The 19,675-nt window shown below is 72.8% G+C and carries 13 protein-coding genes; 5 read left to right on the top strand and 8 right to left on the bottom strand.

Going from position 1 to position 19,675, the window contains the following annotated elements; genetic code table 11:
• Positions 1-587 precede the first annotated feature (587 nt).
• Positions 588-1,397, top strand: a complete 810-nt coding sequence (locus ACWV17_RS01425) for an SGNH/GDSL hydrolase family protein (protein ID WP_455358112.1) — start codon at positions 588-590, stop codon at positions 1,395-1,397.
• Here the strand turns inward: ACWV17_RS01425 and ACWV17_RS01420 are convergent.
• From ACWV17_RS01420 to ACWV17_RS01405, 4 genes are all read right to left on the bottom strand, one after another.
• Positions 1,381-3,069 (bottom strand): serine/threonine-protein kinase, encoded by a 1,689-nt coding sequence (locus tag ACWV17_RS01420; RefSeq protein ID WP_455358111.1) that lies wholly within the window; start codon positions 3,067-3,069, stop codon positions 1,381-1,383. The genes ACWV17_RS01425 and ACWV17_RS01420 overlap by 17 nt on opposite strands.
• Positions 3,070-3,113: 44 nt before the next feature.
• Positions 3,114-5,261, bottom strand: coding sequence for an urease accessory protein UreH domain-containing protein (locus ACWV17_RS01415; protein WP_455358110.1), 2,148 nt, complete (start codon positions 5,259-5,261; stop codon positions 3,114-3,116).
• Complete coding sequence (locus ACWV17_RS01410; protein WP_455358109.1) at positions 5,258-6,562, bottom strand: tetratricopeptide repeat protein; 1,305 nt, start codon at positions 6,560-6,562, stop codon at positions 5,258-5,260. The genes ACWV17_RS01415 and ACWV17_RS01410 overlap by 4 nt, the downstream gene beginning before the upstream one ends.
• A 762-nt stretch (positions 6,563-7,324) precedes the next feature.
• Positions 7,325-8,860, bottom strand: coding sequence for a DUF4331 domain-containing protein (locus ACWV17_RS01405; RefSeq protein WP_455358108.1), 1,536 nt, complete (start codon positions 8,858-8,860; stop codon positions 7,325-7,327).
• Between the two features lie 276 nt (positions 8,861-9,136).
• On the opposite strand from ACWV17_RS01405, the gene ACWV17_RS01400 reads away from it, so the two are divergent.
• A complete protein-coding gene (locus tag ACWV17_RS01400) occupies positions 9,137-9,400 on the top strand; it encodes a hypothetical protein (RefSeq protein WP_455354681.1) in 264 nt (87 codons plus the stop codon).
• A 61-nt stretch (positions 9,401-9,461) separates the two neighbouring features.
• Here ACWV17_RS01400 and ACWV17_RS01395 read toward each other — a convergent pair whose 3' ends face one another.
• From ACWV17_RS01395 to hmgA, 4 genes are all read right to left on the bottom strand, one after another.
• Entirely contained in the window at positions 9,462-10,670 is a 1,209-nt protein-coding gene (locus ACWV17_RS01395) for a CaiB/BaiF CoA transferase family protein (RefSeq protein WP_455358107.1), read from the bottom strand.
• Between the two features lie 46 nt (positions 10,671-10,716).
• Positions 10,717-11,922 (bottom strand): type ISP restriction/modification enzyme, encoded by a 1,206-nt coding sequence (locus ACWV17_RS01390; protein ID WP_455358106.1) that lies wholly within the window; start codon positions 11,920-11,922, stop codon positions 10,717-10,719.
• Positions 11,923-12,003: 81 nt separating this feature from the next.
• The gene (locus ACWV17_RS01385) at positions 12,004-12,789 is read right to left on the bottom strand and encodes a GntR family transcriptional regulator (protein WP_455358145.1); all 786 of its coding nucleotides are present in this window, start codon (positions 12,787-12,789) and stop codon (positions 12,004-12,006) included.
• A gap of 4 nt (positions 12,790-12,793) precedes the next feature.
• Positions 12,794-14,125, bottom strand: a complete 1,332-nt coding sequence (gene hmgA, locus ACWV17_RS01380) for a homogentisate 1,2-dioxygenase (RefSeq protein ID WP_455354684.1) — start codon at positions 14,123-14,125, stop codon at positions 12,794-12,796.
• Between the two features lie 234 nt (positions 14,126-14,359).
• On the opposite strand from hmgA, the gene ACWV17_RS01375 reads away from it, so the two are divergent.
• The 3 genes from ACWV17_RS01375 to ACWV17_RS01365 all read left to right on the top strand — a co-directional run bounded on the left by ACWV17_RS01375 (position 14,360) and on the right by ACWV17_RS01365 (position 19,666).
• Positions 14,360-16,603, top strand: a complete 2,244-nt coding sequence (locus tag ACWV17_RS01375; RefSeq protein ID WP_455358105.1) for a molybdopterin oxidoreductase family protein — start codon at positions 14,360-14,362, stop codon at positions 16,601-16,603.
• A gap of 129 nt (positions 16,604-16,732) precedes the next feature.
• Positions 16,733-18,139 carry a CitMHS family transporter gene (locus ACWV17_RS01370; protein ID WP_455358104.1) on the top strand — a complete coding sequence of 469 codons (1,407 nt, stop codon included), beginning with the start codon at positions 16,733-16,735 and terminating at the stop codon, positions 18,137-18,139.
• 114 nt (positions 18,140-18,253) lie between these two features.
• Complete coding sequence (locus tag ACWV17_RS01365) at positions 18,254-19,666, top strand: aldehyde dehydrogenase family protein (protein WP_455358103.1); 1,413 nt, start codon at positions 18,254-18,256, stop codon at positions 19,664-19,666.
• The last annotated feature ends 9 nt before the right edge of the window (positions 19,667-19,675 follow it).

Raw genomic sequence — 19,675 nt, 5'->3', positions numbered from 1 at the left:
CGACGTGGCGTACGTCGGTGACCGGACACGGCACCCCCCTGCCGCCCCGCCCCGGATCCCATCGCGACGCTAGAGCCCTCCCCTGAGCCGCTTTGCATGATGGTCCGATGCGGGTGGATGTACGACGGTATTGATGATTGGGACTGTATGGCAAGACCTGCCCCGAGGTCTCACGTTTCTGTCTTTTCTGTGTTTTTGACCCCTCCTTCATGGGCGTGTGAAGCGCCGGAAGGAAGAAGAGCCTGAAGGAAGAAGAGGTGAGTGCCGGCTCCGGCGAGCGCGAGCAGGAGCGCGGGCAGCGGCAGGGCGTGACGCCCTGCTGGCCCTGACTTGCCACTGATCGTCTGCATTGGCGACTTTGCCCCCCGACGCGCCTGATGCCGGGCTTCAATGTCGCGCAGAGTGTGAGCGGTCGTCAAGATGTGAACGACATGTGGAGCCCGCTGAGAGTTGACGAGACGTCATCGGCCCGTCACTGAGGGGCATTCCGAGGGTTACTGGCTCCGCGTGTTTTGGCATGGACACTTCCCGTACTGCATGGGTCTTGGTACGACAGATGTGGCAGAGATCCTGCTAAGGGAGGTTCCATGAAACTGTCCCGATTCGCGGCATTCTCATCCTCACTCCTCCTCGCCGGCGTTGCGGCCCTCACTGGGGCGGGCCCGGCGCAAGCAGCTCAACAGGCCGCTCCCGGGCCCTATGTGGCGCTCGGCGACTCGTACTCCTCCGGTCTCGGCGCCGGAAACTACGACAGCGCGAGCGGCAACTGCAAGCGCACCACCCGGGCCTATCCGGCCCGTTGGGCAGCCGCCCACTCACCCTCCAGCTTCCACTTCACCGCTTGCTCCGGCGCTCGTACGGGTGATGTTCTCGCCGGGCAACTCGGCCCGCTCAGCGCCGCGACCGACCTCGTCAGCATCACCATCGGCGGCAACGACGCCGGATTCTCCGACGTGATGACCACCTGCGTCCTGCAGTCCGAGACCAACTGCATCAACCGCATCAACGAAGCCCGCCGGTACGTCGACACGACGCTGCCCGGCAAGCTCGACCAGGTCTACTCGGCGATCCGGTCCAAGGCACCCGCGGCCCACGTCGTCGTCCTCGGATACCCCCGCTTCTACAAGCTCAGCGGCACCTGCGTCGCCGGGCTCACCGAAAGGGAACGCGCCGCCATCAACAGCGCCGCCGACCATCTCAACAGCGCCACCGCCAAGCGCGCCGCCGACCACGGCTTCACCTTCGGCGACGTCGTCCCCACCTTCACCGGGCACGAGATCTGCTCCGGCAGTGCCTGGCTGCACAGCGTCAACTGGCTGAACATCGCCGAGTCCTACCACCCCACCTCGGCCGGACAGTCGGGCGGCTACCTGCCCGTCCTCACGGCTGTGGGGTGACCGCGTCCGGCGAGTAGGAAGACGAGGGGGCCCCGCCCGTCGGGGTCTCCTCCGCACAGGTCACCGTGAACTCCACCGCGTCGGACTTCGCCTTGACCGGCTTCCGGGTCTCCACCCAGATCTCGTCGCGGTGCGCCTCCCCCTCCTTGTACGTCAGCTCGGTGTAGTTCACCTGCTGCGTCCGGCCACCGCCCGCCGCGAAGGGGAGTGTCTTCCAGCCACCGTCCGACGTCTCACCGCTTCTGGTCGCCCAGCGGTACTCCACCGTGGCGGGCGTACGGCCCACCGTGATCGTCGCCGTGAAGGCCGGGGCCTCCGCCTCCGGCGGTGGACAGGCCCCCGTGTAACTGCCGCGTACGGCCAGGAGACGCACCTCCACCGTCTGCGCGGGCGGCGGGCTGGACGTGTGGCCGCCGCCGTCCGTGGGGGTGCCGGTGCCGCTGGGCGTGCCGCCCGTACCGCCCGGGTCGCCCGAATCGCTCGGTGTGCCCGCGGTCGTGCTCCCGGTGTCGGCGCCGCCGGGCGTCCCGCCGGTCGTACGGCCCGAAGTCCCCGTCGTACCACCGCTGTTGCCGTCACCGCCCATGCCGTTGACCAGCACCCAGGCGATGCCGCCGACCGCCAGGAGCAGCGCGAGCACCCCGGCGGCGAGAACGAGGGCGGCGCGCCGGGAGCGGTCCTGCGCGGCGGTGGTGCTGTTCGTGGTGGCGCGCGTGGTGGCCGGTCCGCCGGCCCCGTACGGCAGGGGCGGCGGGAGCCGGGGGGTGTTCTCCGGAGGCGTCGCGGCCGTGACCGTCGGCCCGTACGGACCAGGGGAGGGCGGTGGGGGAGTGGCCCGCGGGGCGCCGCCGGCCCCGACGACCCGCAGCATCCGCTCGGCCTCGTCGGCCGGCAGCCGGTCCGCCGGGTCCTTGCGCAGCAGTCCCTCGAGTACGGGGGTGAGCGGCCCGGCCCGGCGCGGCGGCGGCAGTTCGTCGTCGACCACGGCCCGCAGCGTGCTCAGCGGGGTGTCGTGACGGAACGGCGAACTGCCCTCCACCGCCGCGTACAGCAGTACACCGAGCGACCACAGATCCGACTCGGGGCCGGGTCTGCGGCCCAGCGCGCGCTCCGGGGCGAGGAACTCGGGAGAGCCGACCACCTCGCCGGTCATCGTGAGCGCGGAGCTGCCCTCCACCGTCGCGATGCCGAAGTCGGTGAGCACCACCCGTCCGTCGTTGGCGACCAGCACATTGCCCGGCTTGACGTCCCGGTGCAGTACGCCCGCCTCGTGCGCGGCGCGCAGCGCGGCGAGCACCTCGGCGCCGATGAGCGCGGCGCGCGGCGGTGCCATGGGGCCCTCCGCCTCCAGCACCTCGGAGAGCGCGAGCCCGCGCACCAGCTCCATCACGATCCAGGGGCGGCCGTCCTCGGTCGCCACGTCGTAGACGGTGACCACGTTGCGGTGCGAGATACGGGCCGTGGCCCACGCCTCGCGCTCCAGCCGGGCGTACATCCGCTGCTCGTCGGAGGCCGCCAGGCCGGCCGGGGCACGGACCTCCTTGACGGCGACCTCGCGGCCCAGCACCTCGTCACGGGCCCGCCAGACGACGCCCATGCCGCCCTGGCCGAGTGGGGTGAGCAATCGGTACCGGCCCGCCACCACACGCTCATTGCCCGGCAGTCCGCTCACGGGCGAGCCCCCAATCCGCAACAGCGCGATGACCCCAAGCTAGCTCACCCAAGGGCGGTTGCCGCCCCCCTGAGCGCCAAACCGCACCCGACAACCAGCACGACGAACGCGGTGCCGAGCGGGGCGAGGCGGTGGGCGACCGCGAGCAGGCGTCCGTCACGGCGCCTGCGCTCGGTGAGACGCCGGGTCGCGCGGGCGCCGAGCCGTACGACGGCGAAGCCGGCGGCGGAGAGGGTGAGGGCGAGCCCGGCGCCGTACGCGATCACGAGCAGGAAGCCGAACCAGGCGCGCCCCAGGGCCGCGGCCCCGACGAGCACGACGACGGCGGAGGGGCTGGGCACCAGCCCCCCGGCGAACCCGAGCAACACGGTCCCCCGAAGCCGGACCCTGCGGGGCGTGCGGCGGGGGTGCGCGTGCGGCTGGCGGTGCCCGCGCGCCCCACGCCCGGCCGCCGGCCCGGGCTCCTGCTCGGCCTCCGGCCCGTGTCCGGGCTCCTCGTGTCCGGCCTCCGGCCCGTGCCCTTGCCTGGGCAAGGGCCCGTGGGAGTGCCCGGGCTTGTGCGCGCGCTCGTCCCCGAGCCGGTGCTCCTGCCCGGCCTCCGGCCCGTGAGTGTGGCCGTGCCCGCGCACCCGCCCGAGGCGGTGTTCGTGCCCGGCCTCGGGCCGGTGCTTGGAGCCGTGCTTGTGCTGTTCCCCGTCTCCGCGCTCGGGCCGGTCCTCATGGTCGTCCCTGGGCCCGCGCTCCGCGCCGCGGTGGTGCTCGTGCTCGTGCTCGTGCCCGTGTACTTGTTCGAGGCCGACGCGGTGTTCGTGCCCGGCCTCGGGCCGGTGCTTGGAGCCGTGCTTGTGCTGTTCCCCGGCCCCGCGCTCGGGCCCGTCCCCGTGCTCCGGCCCCAGGCCGAGGCGGTGTTCGTGCCTGGGCGTGAGGACGTGCGTATGCCTGAGGCCAGGCTCGTGCCCTGGGTCGTCTGCGGGCCTGCGGTTGTGCTCGGCCCCGGGGCCGCGGGCGTGGTCAGGCTCTGCGGCGTGGGGTGCCGGGGTTCCGTGGGTGTGCGGGTGCGCGTGGCCGCGCCAGGCGGCCAGGCCGTGCGAGTGGCCCCCGCCGAAGGCGTGCGCGTGGTCGTGGGTGTGGCCGCTGGACCGGTTGTGCCAGGCCCTGCGGACCAGGACTCCGCCCGCCGCCGCCACCAGCGCGCCGCTGGCCACGCCCAGCCAGGCCACCACCGACGGCGCCGCCGCCGAGCCCGCAGCGATGAGCGCGCCCAGGGCGAAGACGCCGAGGGTGTGGGTGACCGTCACCGAGGCGCCCAGGGCGAGGACGTCGCGCAGCGAGTTCCGGCCGCCGGCCGCCGCGGCCGCCGCCATCAGGGTCTTGCCGTGGCCCGGCGCGAGCGCGTGCAGCGCGCCGAGCAGGAGCGCGGCCGCCAGCGCCAGTGCGGCGAATCCGGCGGTCAGTTCGTGCCGGTCCACCAGACCGGTCAGCGCCTGTGTCCAGCGGTCCGCGCCACGCGGGAGTACCGACGCCGGGGCCGGACCCGTTCCGCTGTCCTGCGTCGCCAGCGCGGGGCCGCCCGGGGCCACCGACAGCCCGGCCGTCTTGCGGTCCGGCGGTGAGGACAGCTGCTCCTCCGGGTACTGAGACAGCCGCCGCGAGACCGACGACCGCGGGACGTCGGAGTCCGCCAGTGTCATACGGTCGCCGCGCGCCGTGATCTCCCGCCACCCCGGAACCAGGTCGTCCGCCGCCAGGAATCCGATCGTGTGCCGGCCCCCCGGCAACACGGCCGTCAGCCGGCACTCCACCCGGAGCGTCGGCAGACCGGCCTGCCCGGGGCGCACCCGGGCACTGCCCGTGCCGGGCGTGAGCGCGGTGCCGCGCCCGTCCACCGTCAGCCGGCTGCCGCGCGCCGCGTCCCGGCACCGCTCGCCGGCCCAGACGGACAGCTCGGCCGGGGACATCTCCTGGTCCCCGTCCCGGTCGATCCGCGTGCGCGCCTGTGCCGCCGGGATCTCCGCCAGGTCCTCGACGTGATCGACCCTCAGCTCGCCGGGCGCGACGACCAGTCCGTCGTACCGGTTGACGGTGAAGTTCCCCAGCGGATGCGCGGCGGCCGTCCCCGCGGGCAGCACCGCGAGCGCCGCCCCGGCCACCAGCACGGCGGCGCCGACGGCACGCGCGCGCCACCCCCTCACGACGCCTCCAGCGAGGTGAGCGCGGCGCGGGCCGCGCGCGAACCGGTCGGCGAGAAGGCCGGGTTGATGTCCAGCGCCGCGGTGAGCGAGCGGACGGCGGCCCGGTCCTGGCCGGCGGCCCGCTCGATCATCCCCCGGTGGTAGAGGAACACCGCGTTGCGGCTGCCGGGCGGCGCGGACCGCTCGACGTACGCGAGCGCCTGCGCCGAACGGCCGTTGACGTGCAGCGCCCAGGCCAGCGCGTCCGCCGTGTGGACGGTGTGCCGCTTGCCCCACTCCGCGCGGGCCGCGCGCAGCGCCTCGGCCCGGTCGCCGTGGTCGGCCAGGGCGAGGGCGGTGTCGAGATCGGTGTTCACGCCGTTGGCACGGGCCAGCGCGGTCCAGGTGCCGATCAGTTCATACTGGGCGCGCGCGTCGGCCGTACGCCCCTCCGCCTCGTACAGCTCGCCCAGCGCCACGAGCTGCCCGGGCAGCGGGTGGCGGGCCACGACCGCCTCCAGGCCCTCGCGGGCGGCCCCGGTGTCACCGCGCGCCGCCTGTGCGCGCGCCCGGCCCTCCAGGGCGGGCAGGTGGCCGGGGTCCGCGCGCAGGGCGGTCGCGAAGTGCCGCAGGGCGGTGTCGTACTGGCCCTGGCTCCACTCCAGCTGGCCGAGGGCAGATGCCACATACGCCGTGTCGGCGCGGGTCGCGGCCGAGTCGAGGGCCCGCGTGAGTACCCCGCGAGCCCCCTTGGTGTCGCCGCTCAGCTCCAGTGCGTACGCGTAGCGCGTGAAGACGGGAATGCCCGGCCGGCGGCCGTCGGCCTCCTTCGCGGCGGCCAGCGCCTTGGGGTAGCTGCCCAGTTCGACGAGGGCGTCGATCCGGGAGGCCAGCGCGCGCTCGCTGTACGGGTTGACCGCCAGCGCGCGTCCGGCGTCCCGCAGCGCGCCGCGGAAGTCGTGCCGGGCGGCGGCGAGTGCGGCGCGCCCGGCGAAGGCCGCGTCGTTGTCGCGCGGCTGAAGCTCCAGCGAGCGGGCGAGGGCCTGCTCCGCCTGCGGATAGCGGGTCGGGTCACCACCCGTCCTGGCCTGCTCGACATACGCGGTGCCGAGCGCGGCCCACGCACGGGCGTCCTTGGGCTGTGCCCGCAGATGCGCCTGGAGGTCCCTGACGCCCCGGGCCAGATCGTCGGCGCCGAGCCGGTCGAGCGGGGCGTCGGCGGCGGGCGCGGTGCGGGCGGGGGGCCGGGCGGGGTCGGGTCCGCCGACCGCGAGGGCGGTCGCGGTGAGCGCGAGCGCGATCGCACCGGCGAGCAACAACACCCCACCCACCCGCCGCCCCCGCCCAGCTGCGCGAGGCGCGCGCGTTCCGCCGGCCCCGCCAGTCCCGGTGGCCGGGAGAGGTTCCCCCGGTCCGCCGCCCGCGCCGGGCTCGCGGTCCCCGCCGGGCTCGCCAGCCCCGCCAGCCCCGCGGCCCCCGCCTGGTCCGCCGCCCGCGCGGGCTCCGGAGGCCCCGCTCGCCGCGCCGGTCTCGCCGGGCTCGCCGGTTCCGTCTGCGCTGCCCGGCTCGTCGGCTCCGGTGGTTGTGGTGGCCCGGACAGGCCCCCCCGGTCCGCGGGCCCCGCCCGCTCCGCCGCCCGCGCCGGCCCCGCCAGTCCCGGTGGCCGGGAGAGGTTCCCCCGGTCCGCCGGCCCCGCCGGGCTCGCGGGCCTCGACCGGTCCGCCGCCCGCGCGGGCTTCGCAGGCCCCGCTCGCTGTGCCGGTGCTGCCGGTCCCGCCGGGTTCGCCAGGTCCGTCTGCGCTGCCCGGCTCGTCGGCTCTGCCAGTCCCGGTGGTCCTGGTGGCCCGGCCAGGTCCCCCCGGTCCGGGGGCCTCGCCCGGTCCGCCGCCCGCGCGGGCTTCGCAGGCCCCGCTCGCTGTGCCGGTCCCGCTGGCCCCGCCCGCGCCGGCTTCGCCGGCCGTGTGTTCATTCGGTGCCGCCGTGTTTGTTCGTGGTTCCCCTCGCAGGGACATGCGACTGCCCTTTCCTTTCGTGTGGACGTACGGCGAGGGGGCCGGCCGCCCCGGCCGGCCCCCTGCGAGCCGTCAGTAGTGCATGCTCCGGCGGCGGTTTCGCCACCACGCGAGGCCGAGGCCCACCAGCAGGACACCTCCCGCGCCCGCTCCCGCCGAGGCGAGCAGCACCGTGCTGCTGTCGTCGCGGCTGGAACCGGCCACCGACGCACCGCCGTTGAGCAGGTTGCGTCCGCCCTCCTGCGCCTTGCTCTCCTTCGCCAGCGGGCCACGGGAGCCCGACGTCGGGAGCGCCACATAGGGGAAGCTCCGCTCGAACTTCTGGTCGTTCTCGTTCACCGCGTCGCCCAGGTCGTTCTTCTGGCCGAGCAGCTCGCCCTCCACGGCCTGGAGCGCGATGTCCAGCACGTCGTCCGTCAGCCGGCGCCCGTTGGGGAAGCCGGCGTTGTCCCCGTCCAGCACACCCAGCCGCTTGGGCTCCGAGGCCGGCGTGATGGCGGTGTTGAGCCGCAGCATCTCCGCGGGCGTGACGTGCGGCGGCTTGTTGAGCTTGTCGACGCCGGTCAGGAAGACGGAGACCAGGTCGTCCCGCGGCTCGGCCGGGGCCTCGATCTTGTAGATGGCCTCGATCAGCTTCGGCAGTTCGGGGTTGGTGACCGACGGCAGGAAGTCGCCGTCGTTCAACGGCACGGACGCGTTGAACTTGTCCTTGTCCCTGATCGGCAGCACGACTTCGTTGACCAGCGGCATGCCGAGCCGCGACACCTGGGTGAAGTCACCCTGCGCGTTCCTGCGCTGGGTCGTCGACCAGATGCCGACGACGGGCTGCTCCGCCGACTGGCGAATGTGCTCGGTCGGCACCTGCAGGGCGATGGTGTTGACGTTGTAGCCGGCCAGGGTGTCGCGGCCGACCTCCGAGAGGTCCGCGCCGTACAGCAGGTCGAAGACCCGCAGGTCGAGGAAGAAGGGATCGTCGGCCTGGCCCGCGAACGCCTTTGCCCCGCTGGGGAGTTCACGCACGGCCTGGTCGCGCAGCGTCCGATAGTCCGGCATGGACGCCTTGCCCACATTCGAAGGGGCGACCGGCAGGTCGTCGGCGATCTTCGTGGTGGAGATCACATGCTGGTTCTTCAGCCGCACCAGATCGATGTCGTAGGTCTGCGTGACGTTGAGGTCCGGGTCGTCGAGCGCGGTGACGGGGCCGGTGTTGAAGAGGAACGTGTCGCCGTTCTTCACATGGTCCCGGAACGTCCACCGGTACAGCAGATCACCCTGGGCGTCGCCGTCGCTGTCGATGTGCACGTCGTACTGGGCGTCGTCGGCGAACTTGAAGAAGTTCGGCCCGCCGGCCGGCTCCTGGAACGGCAGCCAGTTGGCGACGATCGTCGTCGTGTCGGCCTTGTCAGGGCTGACAAAGGCGTACACGTCCGTGTTGTCGTACTGCGGCTGCCCCGAGATCAGCGGCGCCTCCCGGTGGCTGGAGGCCTCGGCGGCCCCCGGTTCCAGTGCGGCCACTCCGGCGGCTACGAGCCCTCCGGCGGCCAGCGCACCACAGGTGAGCGCGGCGATGCTCCTGAGCCCCGGTCGGCGCCTGGGTATGGCTGTCATCCCGTACGTCCTTCGCGCGAGTGCTGGTCGTGCTCCGATGCCAGGCATTCGACGCTGAGGGGCGGTCGGATTGGTGATGCGGGTGACTATTTCTGTGATTGGTGTTGCGGGAGGGATCTTCTGTCCAACTCGCCCTGGGATCAGCTGGATTCGCGGCCAGAACGTCAACCTCCGTACAGAGGTGGTCAATCGGGGTCCCGGGATACACGAGTGTCACTGCGGGGCGATAGGGTTAACCTGCCCGGGCCGGGTGCCCTCGTACGGGTGGGGAGTGACATGGAACAAATAGCAATGCGCAGCAGGCCGCGTGTGCCTGCTGTCACGTGTGGGAGCAGCGCGACCAGTTCGCGTCTCGACCGCCATCTCGCGGTGCTGGGCGGCCCTGCCGTACCCCAGCGCGAGGCGGCGGAGGCGACGCTGCTGATGCGGGAGCTCACCACGCGCGATATCGCGCACACCCGCCGGAGCAAGAGTGCGCGTGTCTCGCTCTTCGCGCCGCTGCGGCGCCTGCGCCGTTCGCTGTTCGGCAGCCGCGGCTGACCCGTTCCGCGTAAGCGGCGTACGGATGCCCCCGGCCGGAGGCTCCGTACCCGCCACGCGCTCAGGCGACCACGCCGTCCCGGCGCAGCGCTGCGATCCGCTCGTCCGTCATCCCCAGGGCGTGCAGCAGCGCGTCGGTGTGCTCGCCGAGCGCGGGAATCGCGCCCATGCGCGGTGCCGCGCCGCCCGGCAGTCCGATCGGCGGCAGCAGGGCCCGCAGCGGCCCGGCCGGTGACTCCACCTCCCGCCAGCGGTCCTGGGCCGCGAGCTGCGGATGCGCGGCCAGATCGGCGACCGAGTTCAGCCGGGCGCAGGCGATCCCCGCCCCCTCCAGCCGCATGATCGCCTCCTCCGTGCTCATCGTGGCCAGGGCCCGACCCACCGCCGCGTCGGTCTTCTCCCGGTTCGCGGTACGGGCGGCGTTGGTCGCGTATATCGGATCGACCGCCAACTCCGGCTGGGACAGCACCTGTTCGGCGAGCCGGCGCCACTCCCGGTCGTTCTGCACCGACAGCAGCACCTGTCCGCCGTCGCTCGTCGGGTAGGCGTCGTACGGCGCGATGACGGCGTGCGCGACCCCGGTGCGCGCCGGTGGTTCACCCCCGTGCATCACATGGTGCAGCGGGTGCCCCATCCACTCGGCGAGCGCGTCCAGCATGGAGATCTCGACCGGCCCGCCGAGGCCGGTCACCCCGCGCCGCAGCAGGGCGGCCAGCACCCCGGAGAACGCGTACATCGCGGCGGCGATGTCGGCCGCCGGGATACCGGCCTTCACCGGCTGCTCCGGAGTCCCGGTCACCGACACCAGGCCCGCCTCGCACTGGACGAGCATGTCGTACGCGCGCTTGTGGGCGTACGGGCCGCCCGCGCCGTAGCCGGAGATGTCCACCGCGATCAGCCGGGGATGCCGGGCGCACAGCGTCGCGGCGTCCAGACCGAGCCGGGCGGCCGCGCCCTGCGCGAGATTCTGTACGAACACATCTGCGTCCGCGACGAGTTGGCGGACGACGTCGAGGCCGCGCGGATCCTTGAGGTCCACCGCGAGCGACTCCTTGCCCCGGTTGGCCCAGACGAAGTGCGAGGCCAGTCCACGGGCCGCCGTGTCGTAGCCCCGGGCGAAATCGCCGCCGTCCGGGCGCTCGATCTTGATGACGCGAGCGCCGAGGTCGGCGAGCTGGCGGGTGGCGAAGGGCGCGGAGACGGCCTGCTCGACGGCGACGACGGTGATCCCGTCGAGCGGGAGGGGCTGCGGCGCGGACTGGCTGTTCATGACAGCGTGCCTACCGTGTAAGGGGCACCTTTGTCACCTCGCCCGCTCACAGCAGCGCGCACTGGCCTTCCGGGCCTTCCTCGTGGTGGTCGAGTACGGACGCGGGCCGCCGCGCGGCGGGCGGTACCGGCAGGACGCCGGCGCGCCGCAGCTCCGCCCGGCTGATGCCCGGGCCATCCGTCAACGACTCCTGCTGCGGCCTCAGTTCGTGCAGCAGCGCGAGCACCGTGATCAGCTCCAGCAGCTCGGAAGTCCACTCCTGGGGCCAGGCGGCGGGCCGTACCGCCTCCAGCGTGCCCGGCTCGCCCCGCTCGGTGCGGCGCTCGAACCACGCCTGGAGGACCCGTACCCCGGACACATGGAAGTCCCAGGCACCCGCGGGCACCGGAGAGATGCGTCCCTCGCCCAGCCGGAGCACCTCCTCCTCCCGGTCGTACAGCAGCTCCACCGGCCGCGCCGGGATCGCGGCCCGTACGTACGGCCGCCGGCCGCCCGGCATCCGCGGCCGCTCCCCGCCGCGCGCCCCGCGCAACTGAAGCGCCAGCATCCGGTGACCCAGCCCGACTCCGCGCAGCCAGAGTTCGCCGTCGGCCGGCAGCGGGACGGCGCAGCCCTCGGGGGTGGCCCGGGCCGCCGCGAGGGCCCAGGCGAACACGTCCTCGGGGGTGACCTCCTGCCCGTACCGGCCGCTGAGCAGCGGCAGCAGGCCGGGCGCGAGATTCGGTTCGAGGCCGCCGGGACGGCGGTGGAGCGGCCGGATGCGGCCCGGCCGGCCGGCGGGGGAGCGGCCCTGCGGCAGCAGCGCGGTGGCCAGCAGCGCGGGTCCGCCGGCCCGGGGCAGGTATCCGGGCTCGACGGCGAAGAGCTGCCGGTCGTCCGCGACCCGCCACAGCTCGGGCCGGGCGGCGTCGATCAGCCGGTGATCGGGGAGCAGCCACTGCTCGTCGAACGGCATGTGCAGCACCCGGACCGGTTCCGGGCAGGGTCCGCTCTCGCGGGCGAACCGGCCGGTGGAGGTCGGCTGTCCGGGCAGCGCCGCCACGGCACTGTACGGCGTACGCGCCCTGCTCGGGCCGAAGAGCCGCTCGCGGTCCGCCCCTTCGGCGCGGACGAGCCGGGCCCACCGGGCCCGCAGGGAAGCGGCGTCCGGGGCCACGGGCCAGGAGCGGCCGAGGCGCAGGGGAGCCACGGACCACGGCATCAGATCGTCGAGCAGCGGGGCACCGTCACCTGCTGCGTGCCGTGCCGTCACCGTGCCGCCCTCCCCGTGGTGCCGCGTACCGGGTCCTTCCCCCCGGCGTCCCGCATCGTATCCACGCGAGCCGACCCGAGGTCAGTGAGCGTCCATGGTGACGGTGAAGGAGAACCGGTCGCCCCGGTAGCGGATGCGGGCGACATCGACGACCTTCCCCTCCGCGTCGTACGTCACGCCGGTGTAGTGCAGGATCGGGCTCAGCAGCGGCACCTGAAGCAACTCCGCCGTCTGCGGGTCCGCCAGCCGCGCCTCGACGGTGTCGGTGATCCGGCTGATCCGTACGCCGACCGCGTCCCGCAGTACCTTCGTCATCGGCCAGCGCTCCAGGTCGGCGAGGTCGATGGCGGCGGCCAGATCGGGGCGGACCGCGTTCTCGGCCCAGTTGGTCGGCTCGCCGCTGTCACCGTCGCGGCGCAGCCGCCGGTACGTGACCACCTCGGCCAGCCCGGGGAAGTGCTCGGCGAGATCGCCCGGCACCGGGACCGGGCCGTGGTCCAGCACGGTGGTGTGCTCGCCCGACTGCTGGGCCACGATGGCGTCCACCGAGCCCAGCAGCCGTACCGGGGCGCCGCGCTGGGCGCCCGGCTCGATGAAGGTGCCGCGCCGCCGGTGCCGGCTGATCAGGCCCTCCGCCTCCAGTTCCTTGAGGGCCTGGCGCATGGTGAGCACGCTGACCCCGTAGTGCTCGGCGAGCTGCTCCTCGGTGGGCAGGCGCAGCGAGGCGTCCGCTGTGCGGCCCAGTATCGAGGCGCGCAGCGACTGCGAGACCTGATACCAGAGGGGGAGCTTCCGGTTCAGGACCAGCGAGTCCGGGGCAAAGGCGGTCACGGCGTCTTCTCCGTACGTACGTGCGTACCTGCTGATGTGCTTACGAGCGGAAGTGGCGCTGGAGACCCTGCCACACGTCGTCGTACCCCCGCTGCAGATGGGCCGCGGTCGCCGCCTGCCCGGTCGCCGTCACCGGCCAGCGCGTCTCGAACATGAAGGCGAGACCGTCGTCGATCTTCTGCGGCACGAGGTCGGCCGCGCTCGCCCGGTCGAAGGTCTCACGGTCCGGCCCGTGCGCCGACATCATGTTGTGCAGCGAGCCGCCGCCCGGGAGGAAGCCCTCCGCCTTGGCGTCGTACGCGCCCTCGATCAGGCCCATGTACTCGCTCATCACATTGCGGTGGAAGTACGGCGGCCGGAAGGTGTCCTCGCCGACCAGCCAGCGGGGCGCGAAGACGACGAAGTCGACGCCCGCGAGGCCGGGGGTGTCGGACGGCGACGTGAGGACCGTGAAGATCGACGGGTCCGGGTGGTCGTAGCTGATGGTGCCCAGCACATTGAAGCGGCGCAGGTCATAGACGTATGGCAGATGGTTGCCGTGCCACGCGACGACGTCGAGGGGCGAGTGGTCGTAGGTCGCGGTCCAGAGGTTGCCGCAGAACTTGTTGACCACCTCCACCGGTCCCTCGGTCTCCTCGTACGCCGCGACCGGCGCGAGGAAATCCCGGGCGTGGGCGAGGCCGTTGGCGCCGATCGGGCCCAGGTCGGGGAGGGCGAAGGGCTGCCCGTAGTTCTCGCAGACGTACCCGCGGGCCGTCTCGTCCAGCAGTTCGACGCGGAAGCGGACGCCGCGCGGGATCAGCGCGATGTGACCGGGCTCGGCGCGCAGCAGCCCGAATTCGGTGCGCAGCAGCAGTCCGCCGCGCTCGGGGACGATCAGCAGCTCTCCGTCCGAGTCGCTGAACACCCGTTCCGTCATGGAAGTGTTGGCGCAGTAGAGGTGAATCGCCATTCCGGTGCGCTGGGTGGCGTCGCCGTTGCCGCCGAGCGTCCACAGGCCGGCCAGGAAGTCGGTGCCGGGCGCGGGCTCGGGCATGGGGTTCCAGCGCAGGCGGTTCGGGTCCGGGACGGTCTCGGTGAAGGGCGCCGTGCGCAGGGCGCCGTTGTCCGTCCGTACGAAGGCCGGGTGCGCCGCCGAGGGGCGGATCCGGTAGAGCCACGAGCGGCGGTTGTGCGCGCGGGGCTCGGTGAAGGCCGAGCCGCTCAGCTGCTCGGCGTACAGCCCGAGGGGGGCGCGCTGGGGGGAATTACGGCCGTGCGGCAGGGCGCCGGGTACGGCTTCCGAGCTGTGTTCGTTGCCGAAACCGGAGGAGTACGCCAGTCCCTCCGCCGTCTTCCTCGCCTGCTCGGTGCCCGTGCCACCAGTGCCCATCGCGTGCTCCTGCCGCTTTCGAAGAAATCCTATGAATGACCGTAGGATTCCTGGGCTGCCACGTCAACGGTGACGTGCCGCTGTGACGGTTCCGGTGCGCGCGGGGTTCCGGTGCGCCCGGGTTCCGGTGCGGCACGCAACCTGCGGGCGCCACCGGTCTCCCCAACGTGCCTACCGGTCGGTATGCTGCGCAGTGCTCGCGCGCCACCGATGCCGCCGCCCCGGGAGGGCCCGATGTCCGATCACGCTCCAGCCCGCACCGCCCTGCGTGTCTGTCCGCTCTGCGAAGCGACCTGCGGACTCACGCTCACCATCGAGGGCACGCGGATCACCAGCGCCCGCGGGGACCGGGACGACGTCTTCAGCCGCGGCTTCATCTGCCCGAAGGGTGCTTCCTTCGGTGAGCTGGACGGGGACCCCGACCGGTTGCGCACCCCGCTCGTGCGCAAGGACGGCAGGCTCCGGGAGGCGACCTGGGACGAGGCGTTCGACGCCGTCGCCGCGGGACTGCGGCCGCTGATCGAACAGGACGGGCCGAACGCCGTCGGCGTCCTGCTCGGCAACCCCAATGTCCACACCATGGCCGGCGCGCTGTACCCGCCCGTGCTGCTCTCCCTGCTGCGCACCCGCAACCTCTTCACCGCCAGCACGCTCGACCAGATGCCCAAGCACGTCTCCAGCGGGCTGCTCTTCGGCAGCCCCGTCGCCATCCCGGTGCCCGACCTGGACCGTACGGACCATCTCCTCCTCCTCGGAGCCAACCCGATGGAGTCCAACGGCAGCCTGTGCACCGCCGCCGACTTCCCTGGCAAGCTCAAGGCGCTGCGCCGCCGCGGCGGCAAACTGGTCGTCGTCGATCCGCGCCGCACCCGGACGGCGAAACTGGCCGACCAGCACCTGGCCATCCGGCCCGGCGCCGACGCCCTGCTGCTGGCCGCCCTGGCCCAGGTGCTCTTCGTCGAGAAGCTCACCGATCCCGGTGAGCACCTCGAACAGCACATCGAGGGCCTGGACGCACTCCGGGAAGCGATACAGCCCTTCACCCCCGAGGCCGTCGCCGAGGCCTGCGACATCCCGGCCGGCGAGATCCGTACGCTCGCCCGCGAACTCGCGGCCGCCCCGACCGCCGCCGTGTACGGCCGGATCGGCAGTTCCACCGTCGAGTACGGCACCCTCGCCAACTGGCTGGTGGACGTCCTCAACGTCCTCACCGGCAATCTCGACCGCCCCGGCGGCGCCCTCTTCCCCCTCGCCGCCACCGACCGCGCCCCGCGCCCCGCCGGTCCCGGCAAGGGCTTCGCCCTCGGCCGCTGGCACAGCCGCGTCAGCGGCCACCCCGAGGCCAAGGGCGAACTGCCCATGGCCGCCCTCGCCGAGGAGATCGAGACCCCGGGGGAGGGCCGGATCCGCGCGGTCATTTCGCTGGCGGCCAACCCGGTGCTGTCCGCGCCCGACGGCGACCGCCTCGACGCGGCGCTCGCCCGGCTCGACTTCATGGTCAGCGTCGATCCCTACCTCAACGAGACCTCGTGCCGAGCGGATGTCGTGCTGCCCCCGCCGCCGCCCTCGCAGAGCGCGCACTACGACTTCGCCTTCAGCGCGTTCGCCGTACGCAACCAGGTCCGCTTCAGCCGGCCCGCGGTCCCCCTGGAGGAGGGCAGGCTCGACGAGAGCGAGATCCTGGCGCGGCTGGTGCTCGCCGTCGGCGGCATGCACGGCGCCGAGCCGTCCACCGTCGATGCGATGGTGATCGACAGCACGCTCGCCAAGGCAGTCGCCGACCCGCTCTCGCCCGTGCACGGCCGGGATCCGAAGGAACTCGCCGGGCAGCTCACCGGCCGCACCGGCCCCGAGCGCCGGCTCGACCTGATGCTGCGCCTCGGGCCGTACGGCGACGGCTTCGGCGGGGACCCCCAGGGCCTCACCCTCGACCGGGTCCTGGCCCACCCCCACGGCATCGACCTGGGCCCGCTCATGCCGCGCGTCCCACAGGTCCTCAAGACCCGCAGCGGGCGGATCGAACTCTTCCCCGAGCCGATCGCCGCCGACCTGCCCAGGCTGCGGCGCGCCCTGGACGAGCGGGCCGCCGCGCTCGTTCTCGTCGGCCGCCGCCATCTGCGCTCCAACAACAGCTGGCTGCACAACGTCCCCACCCTCAACAGCGGCACCAACCGCTGCACCCTCCAGGTGCACCCCGAGGACGCCGCCCGGCTCGGCCTCGCCGACGGCGCGACCGCGCGGATCACGGCGGACGGCGGCGCGCTCGACGTGCCGGTGGAGGTGACGGACACCGTACGCACCGGAGTGGTGAGCCTCCCGCACGGCTGGGGTCACAGCCGGCCCGGGACCCGGATGAAGGTCGCCGCGGCGAGTCCGGGCGTCAACGTCAACCAGCTGCTCGACGGCAGCAGGCTGGACCCCCTGTCGGGCACGGCCGTCCTCAACGGATTTCCCGTCGAGGTGACACCTCTGCCCTGACCTGGGGTTTTGCTCTTATTGCTCACGCGTCAACACCTTGTTAACGCCGACTTCGCCGACCTAACGTCGTCGAAACCGCCAGCCCTGGTGGGTGTTCAAGGGTTCAACGGCGAACGTGAGGTACCCCAATTGCTGACCATCCTCGGCTTTGCCATGATCGCGACCTTCCTGGTCCTGATCATGATGAAGAAGATGTCGCCGATCGCGGCACTCGTGCTCATTCCCGCACTCTTCTGCGTGTTCGTGGGACAAGGAGCCAAGCTCGGCGACTACGTGCTGGAAGGCGTGGGCACCCTCGCGCCCACCGCGGCGATGCTCATGTTCGCCATCGTCTACTTCGGCGTGATGATCGACGTCGGCCTGTTCGACCCGATCGTCCGGGGCATCCTGCGCTTCTGCAAGGCCGACCCGATGCGCGTCGTCGTCGGCACGGCCGTCCTCGCCGCGATCGTGTCGCTGGACGGGGACGGCTCCACCACCTTCATGATCACGGTCTCGGCGATGTACCCGCTGTACAAGCGCCTGAAGATGAGCCTTGTGGTGATGACAGGAGTCGCCGCCACGGCCAACGGCGTGATGAACACGCTGCCCTGGGGCGGCCCCACCGCGCGCGCCGCCACCGCCCTCAAGCTCGACGCCGGCGACATCTTCGTCCCGATGATCCCCGCGCTCGCCGTCGGGCTGCTCTTCGTCTTCGTCCTCGCCTATGTCCTCGGCCTGCGTGAGCGCAGGCGGCTCGGCGTGCTCACCCTCGACGAGGCGCTGGAGAGCGAGCGGGAGCCGGTCACCGAGCAGGTACTGGTCGGTGCGGGCGGCGGGTCCGACGACCGTACGAAGAAGAGCACTGGGGGTGCTGGCACCGGCACCGACGCGGCACCCGCCGATGACGAGGGCTTCCAGGGCCTCGACCCGCACCGCGCCACCCTGCGGCCCAAGCTCTACTGGTTCAACGCCGGTCTGACCGTCGCACTGCTCACCGCGATGATCCTGGAACTGCTGCCCATCCCGGTGCTGTTCCTCATCGGCGCGGCCCTCGCCCTCACGGTCAACTTCCCGCACATGCCGGACCAGAAGGCCCGTATCGCCGCTCACGCCGACAACGTCCTCAACGTCGCCGGCATGGTCTTCGCCGCCGCGGTCTTCACCGGAGTCCTCACCGGCACCGGCATGGTCGAGCACATGGCGGACTGGCTGGTCGGCGCCATCCCCGAGGGGATGGGCCCGCACATGGCGATCATCACCGGCCTGCTGAGCCTGCCGCTCACCTACTTCATGTCGAACGACGGCTTCTACTTCGGCGTCCTGCCGGTCCTGGCCGAGGCCGGCGCCGCGCACGGCGTCTCCTCGCTGGAGATCGCCCGCGCCTCCCTGGTGGGGCAGGCGCTCCACATGTCCAGCCCCCTCGTCCCCGCCGTGTACGTCCTGGTCGGCATGGCCAAGGTCGAGTTCGGCGACCACACGCGGTTCACCGTGAAATGGGCGGCGCTCACCTCGCTGGTGGTCCTCGGCGCCGGAATCCTCTTCGGCATCATCTGAGGGAGCTTGCCCAGAGGAAGAGGGGAGCGTGCCCAGGGGAAGGGGCACTGGCGCCGGAAAACTAACAGCGCTAGTTTGTAGCGCGGACGACCACGGCGGCTCGGGAGGCATGCGATGAAGGTCCATGACGGGATGTACATCGACGGGGACTGGCGGCCCCCCGCCGGTCAGGACACCATCGCGGTGGTGAACCCGGCCGATGAACAGGTCATCGGCCAGGTGCCGGCCGGCACCGCCGAGGACGTCGACGCGGCCGTACGCGCGGCCCGTACCGCACTCCCCGGCTGGGCCGCCACGCCGCCCGCCGAGCGTGCCGCACGTATCGCCGCCCTGCGCGACGTACTCGTGGCGCGCAAGGACGAGATCGCCGAAACCGTCACCGCGGAACTCGGGTCGCCGCTCGGCTTCTCGCAGATGGTGCACGCGGGGGTGCCGATCGCGGTCGCCGGTTCGTACGCCGAACTCGCCGCCTCCTACTCTTTCGAGGAGAAGGCCGGCAACTCCACCGTGCTGCTGGAGCCGGTCGGTGTGGTCGGCGCGATCACCCCCTGGAACTACCCGCTGCACCAGATCGTCGCCAAGGTGGCACCCGCACTCGCCGCGGGCTGCACGGTCGTCCTCAAGCCCGCCGAGGACACCCCGCTGACGGCGCAGCTCTTCGCCGAGGCCGTGCACGAGGCGGGCGTGCCCGCGGGGGTGTTCAACCTGGTCACCGGCCTGGGTCCGGTCGCCGGGCAGGCGCTCGCCGAGCACGAGGGCGTCGACCTGGTCTCCTTCACCGGCTCCACGGCGGTCGGCAAGCAGATCGGCGCGACGGCCGGAGCGGCCGTCAAGCGCGTCGCCCTGGAACTCGGCGGCAAGTCCGCCAACGTCATCCTGCCCGGGGCCGACCTGGCCAAGGCGGTCAACGTCGGCGTCGCCAACGTCATGTCCAACTCCGGCCAGACGTGCAGCGCGTGGACCCGCATGCTCGTCCACCGGGACCAGTACGACGAGGCCATCGCGCTCGCCGCCGCCGCGGCCGCCAAGTACGTCGCCGGTGACCCGCACGACCAGGCCAGCCGCCTCGGCCCGGTCGTCAACGCCAAGCAGCACGACCGGGTGCGCGGCTACATCGCCAAGGGCGTCGAGGAGGGCGCGCGGATCGTCGCCGGCGGGCCGGACGCGCCCCACGAGCGCGGCTACTACGTCACCCCGACCGTCTTCGCGGACGTCACGCCCTCGATGACCATCGCCCAGGAGGAGATCTTCGGCCCGGTCCTGTCGATCCTCCCGTACGAGGACGAGGACGACGCCCTGCGCATCGCCAACGGCACGGTCTACGGCCTCGCCGGTGCCGTCTGGGCGGCCGACGAGGCCGAGGCAGTCGCCTTCGCCCGCCGGATGGACACCGGCCAGGTCGACATCAACGGCGGGCGGTTCAACCCGCTGGCCCCCTTCGGCGGTTACAAGCAGTCGGGCGTCGGCCGGGAACTCGGCACGCACGGGCTCGCCGAGTACCTCCAGACCAAGTCCCTGCAGTTCTGACCCGCCGGA

This window comes from Streptomyces mabaensis, from assembly GCF_053763515.1.
This window is presented reverse-complemented; position numbering and strand designations above follow the sequence as displayed.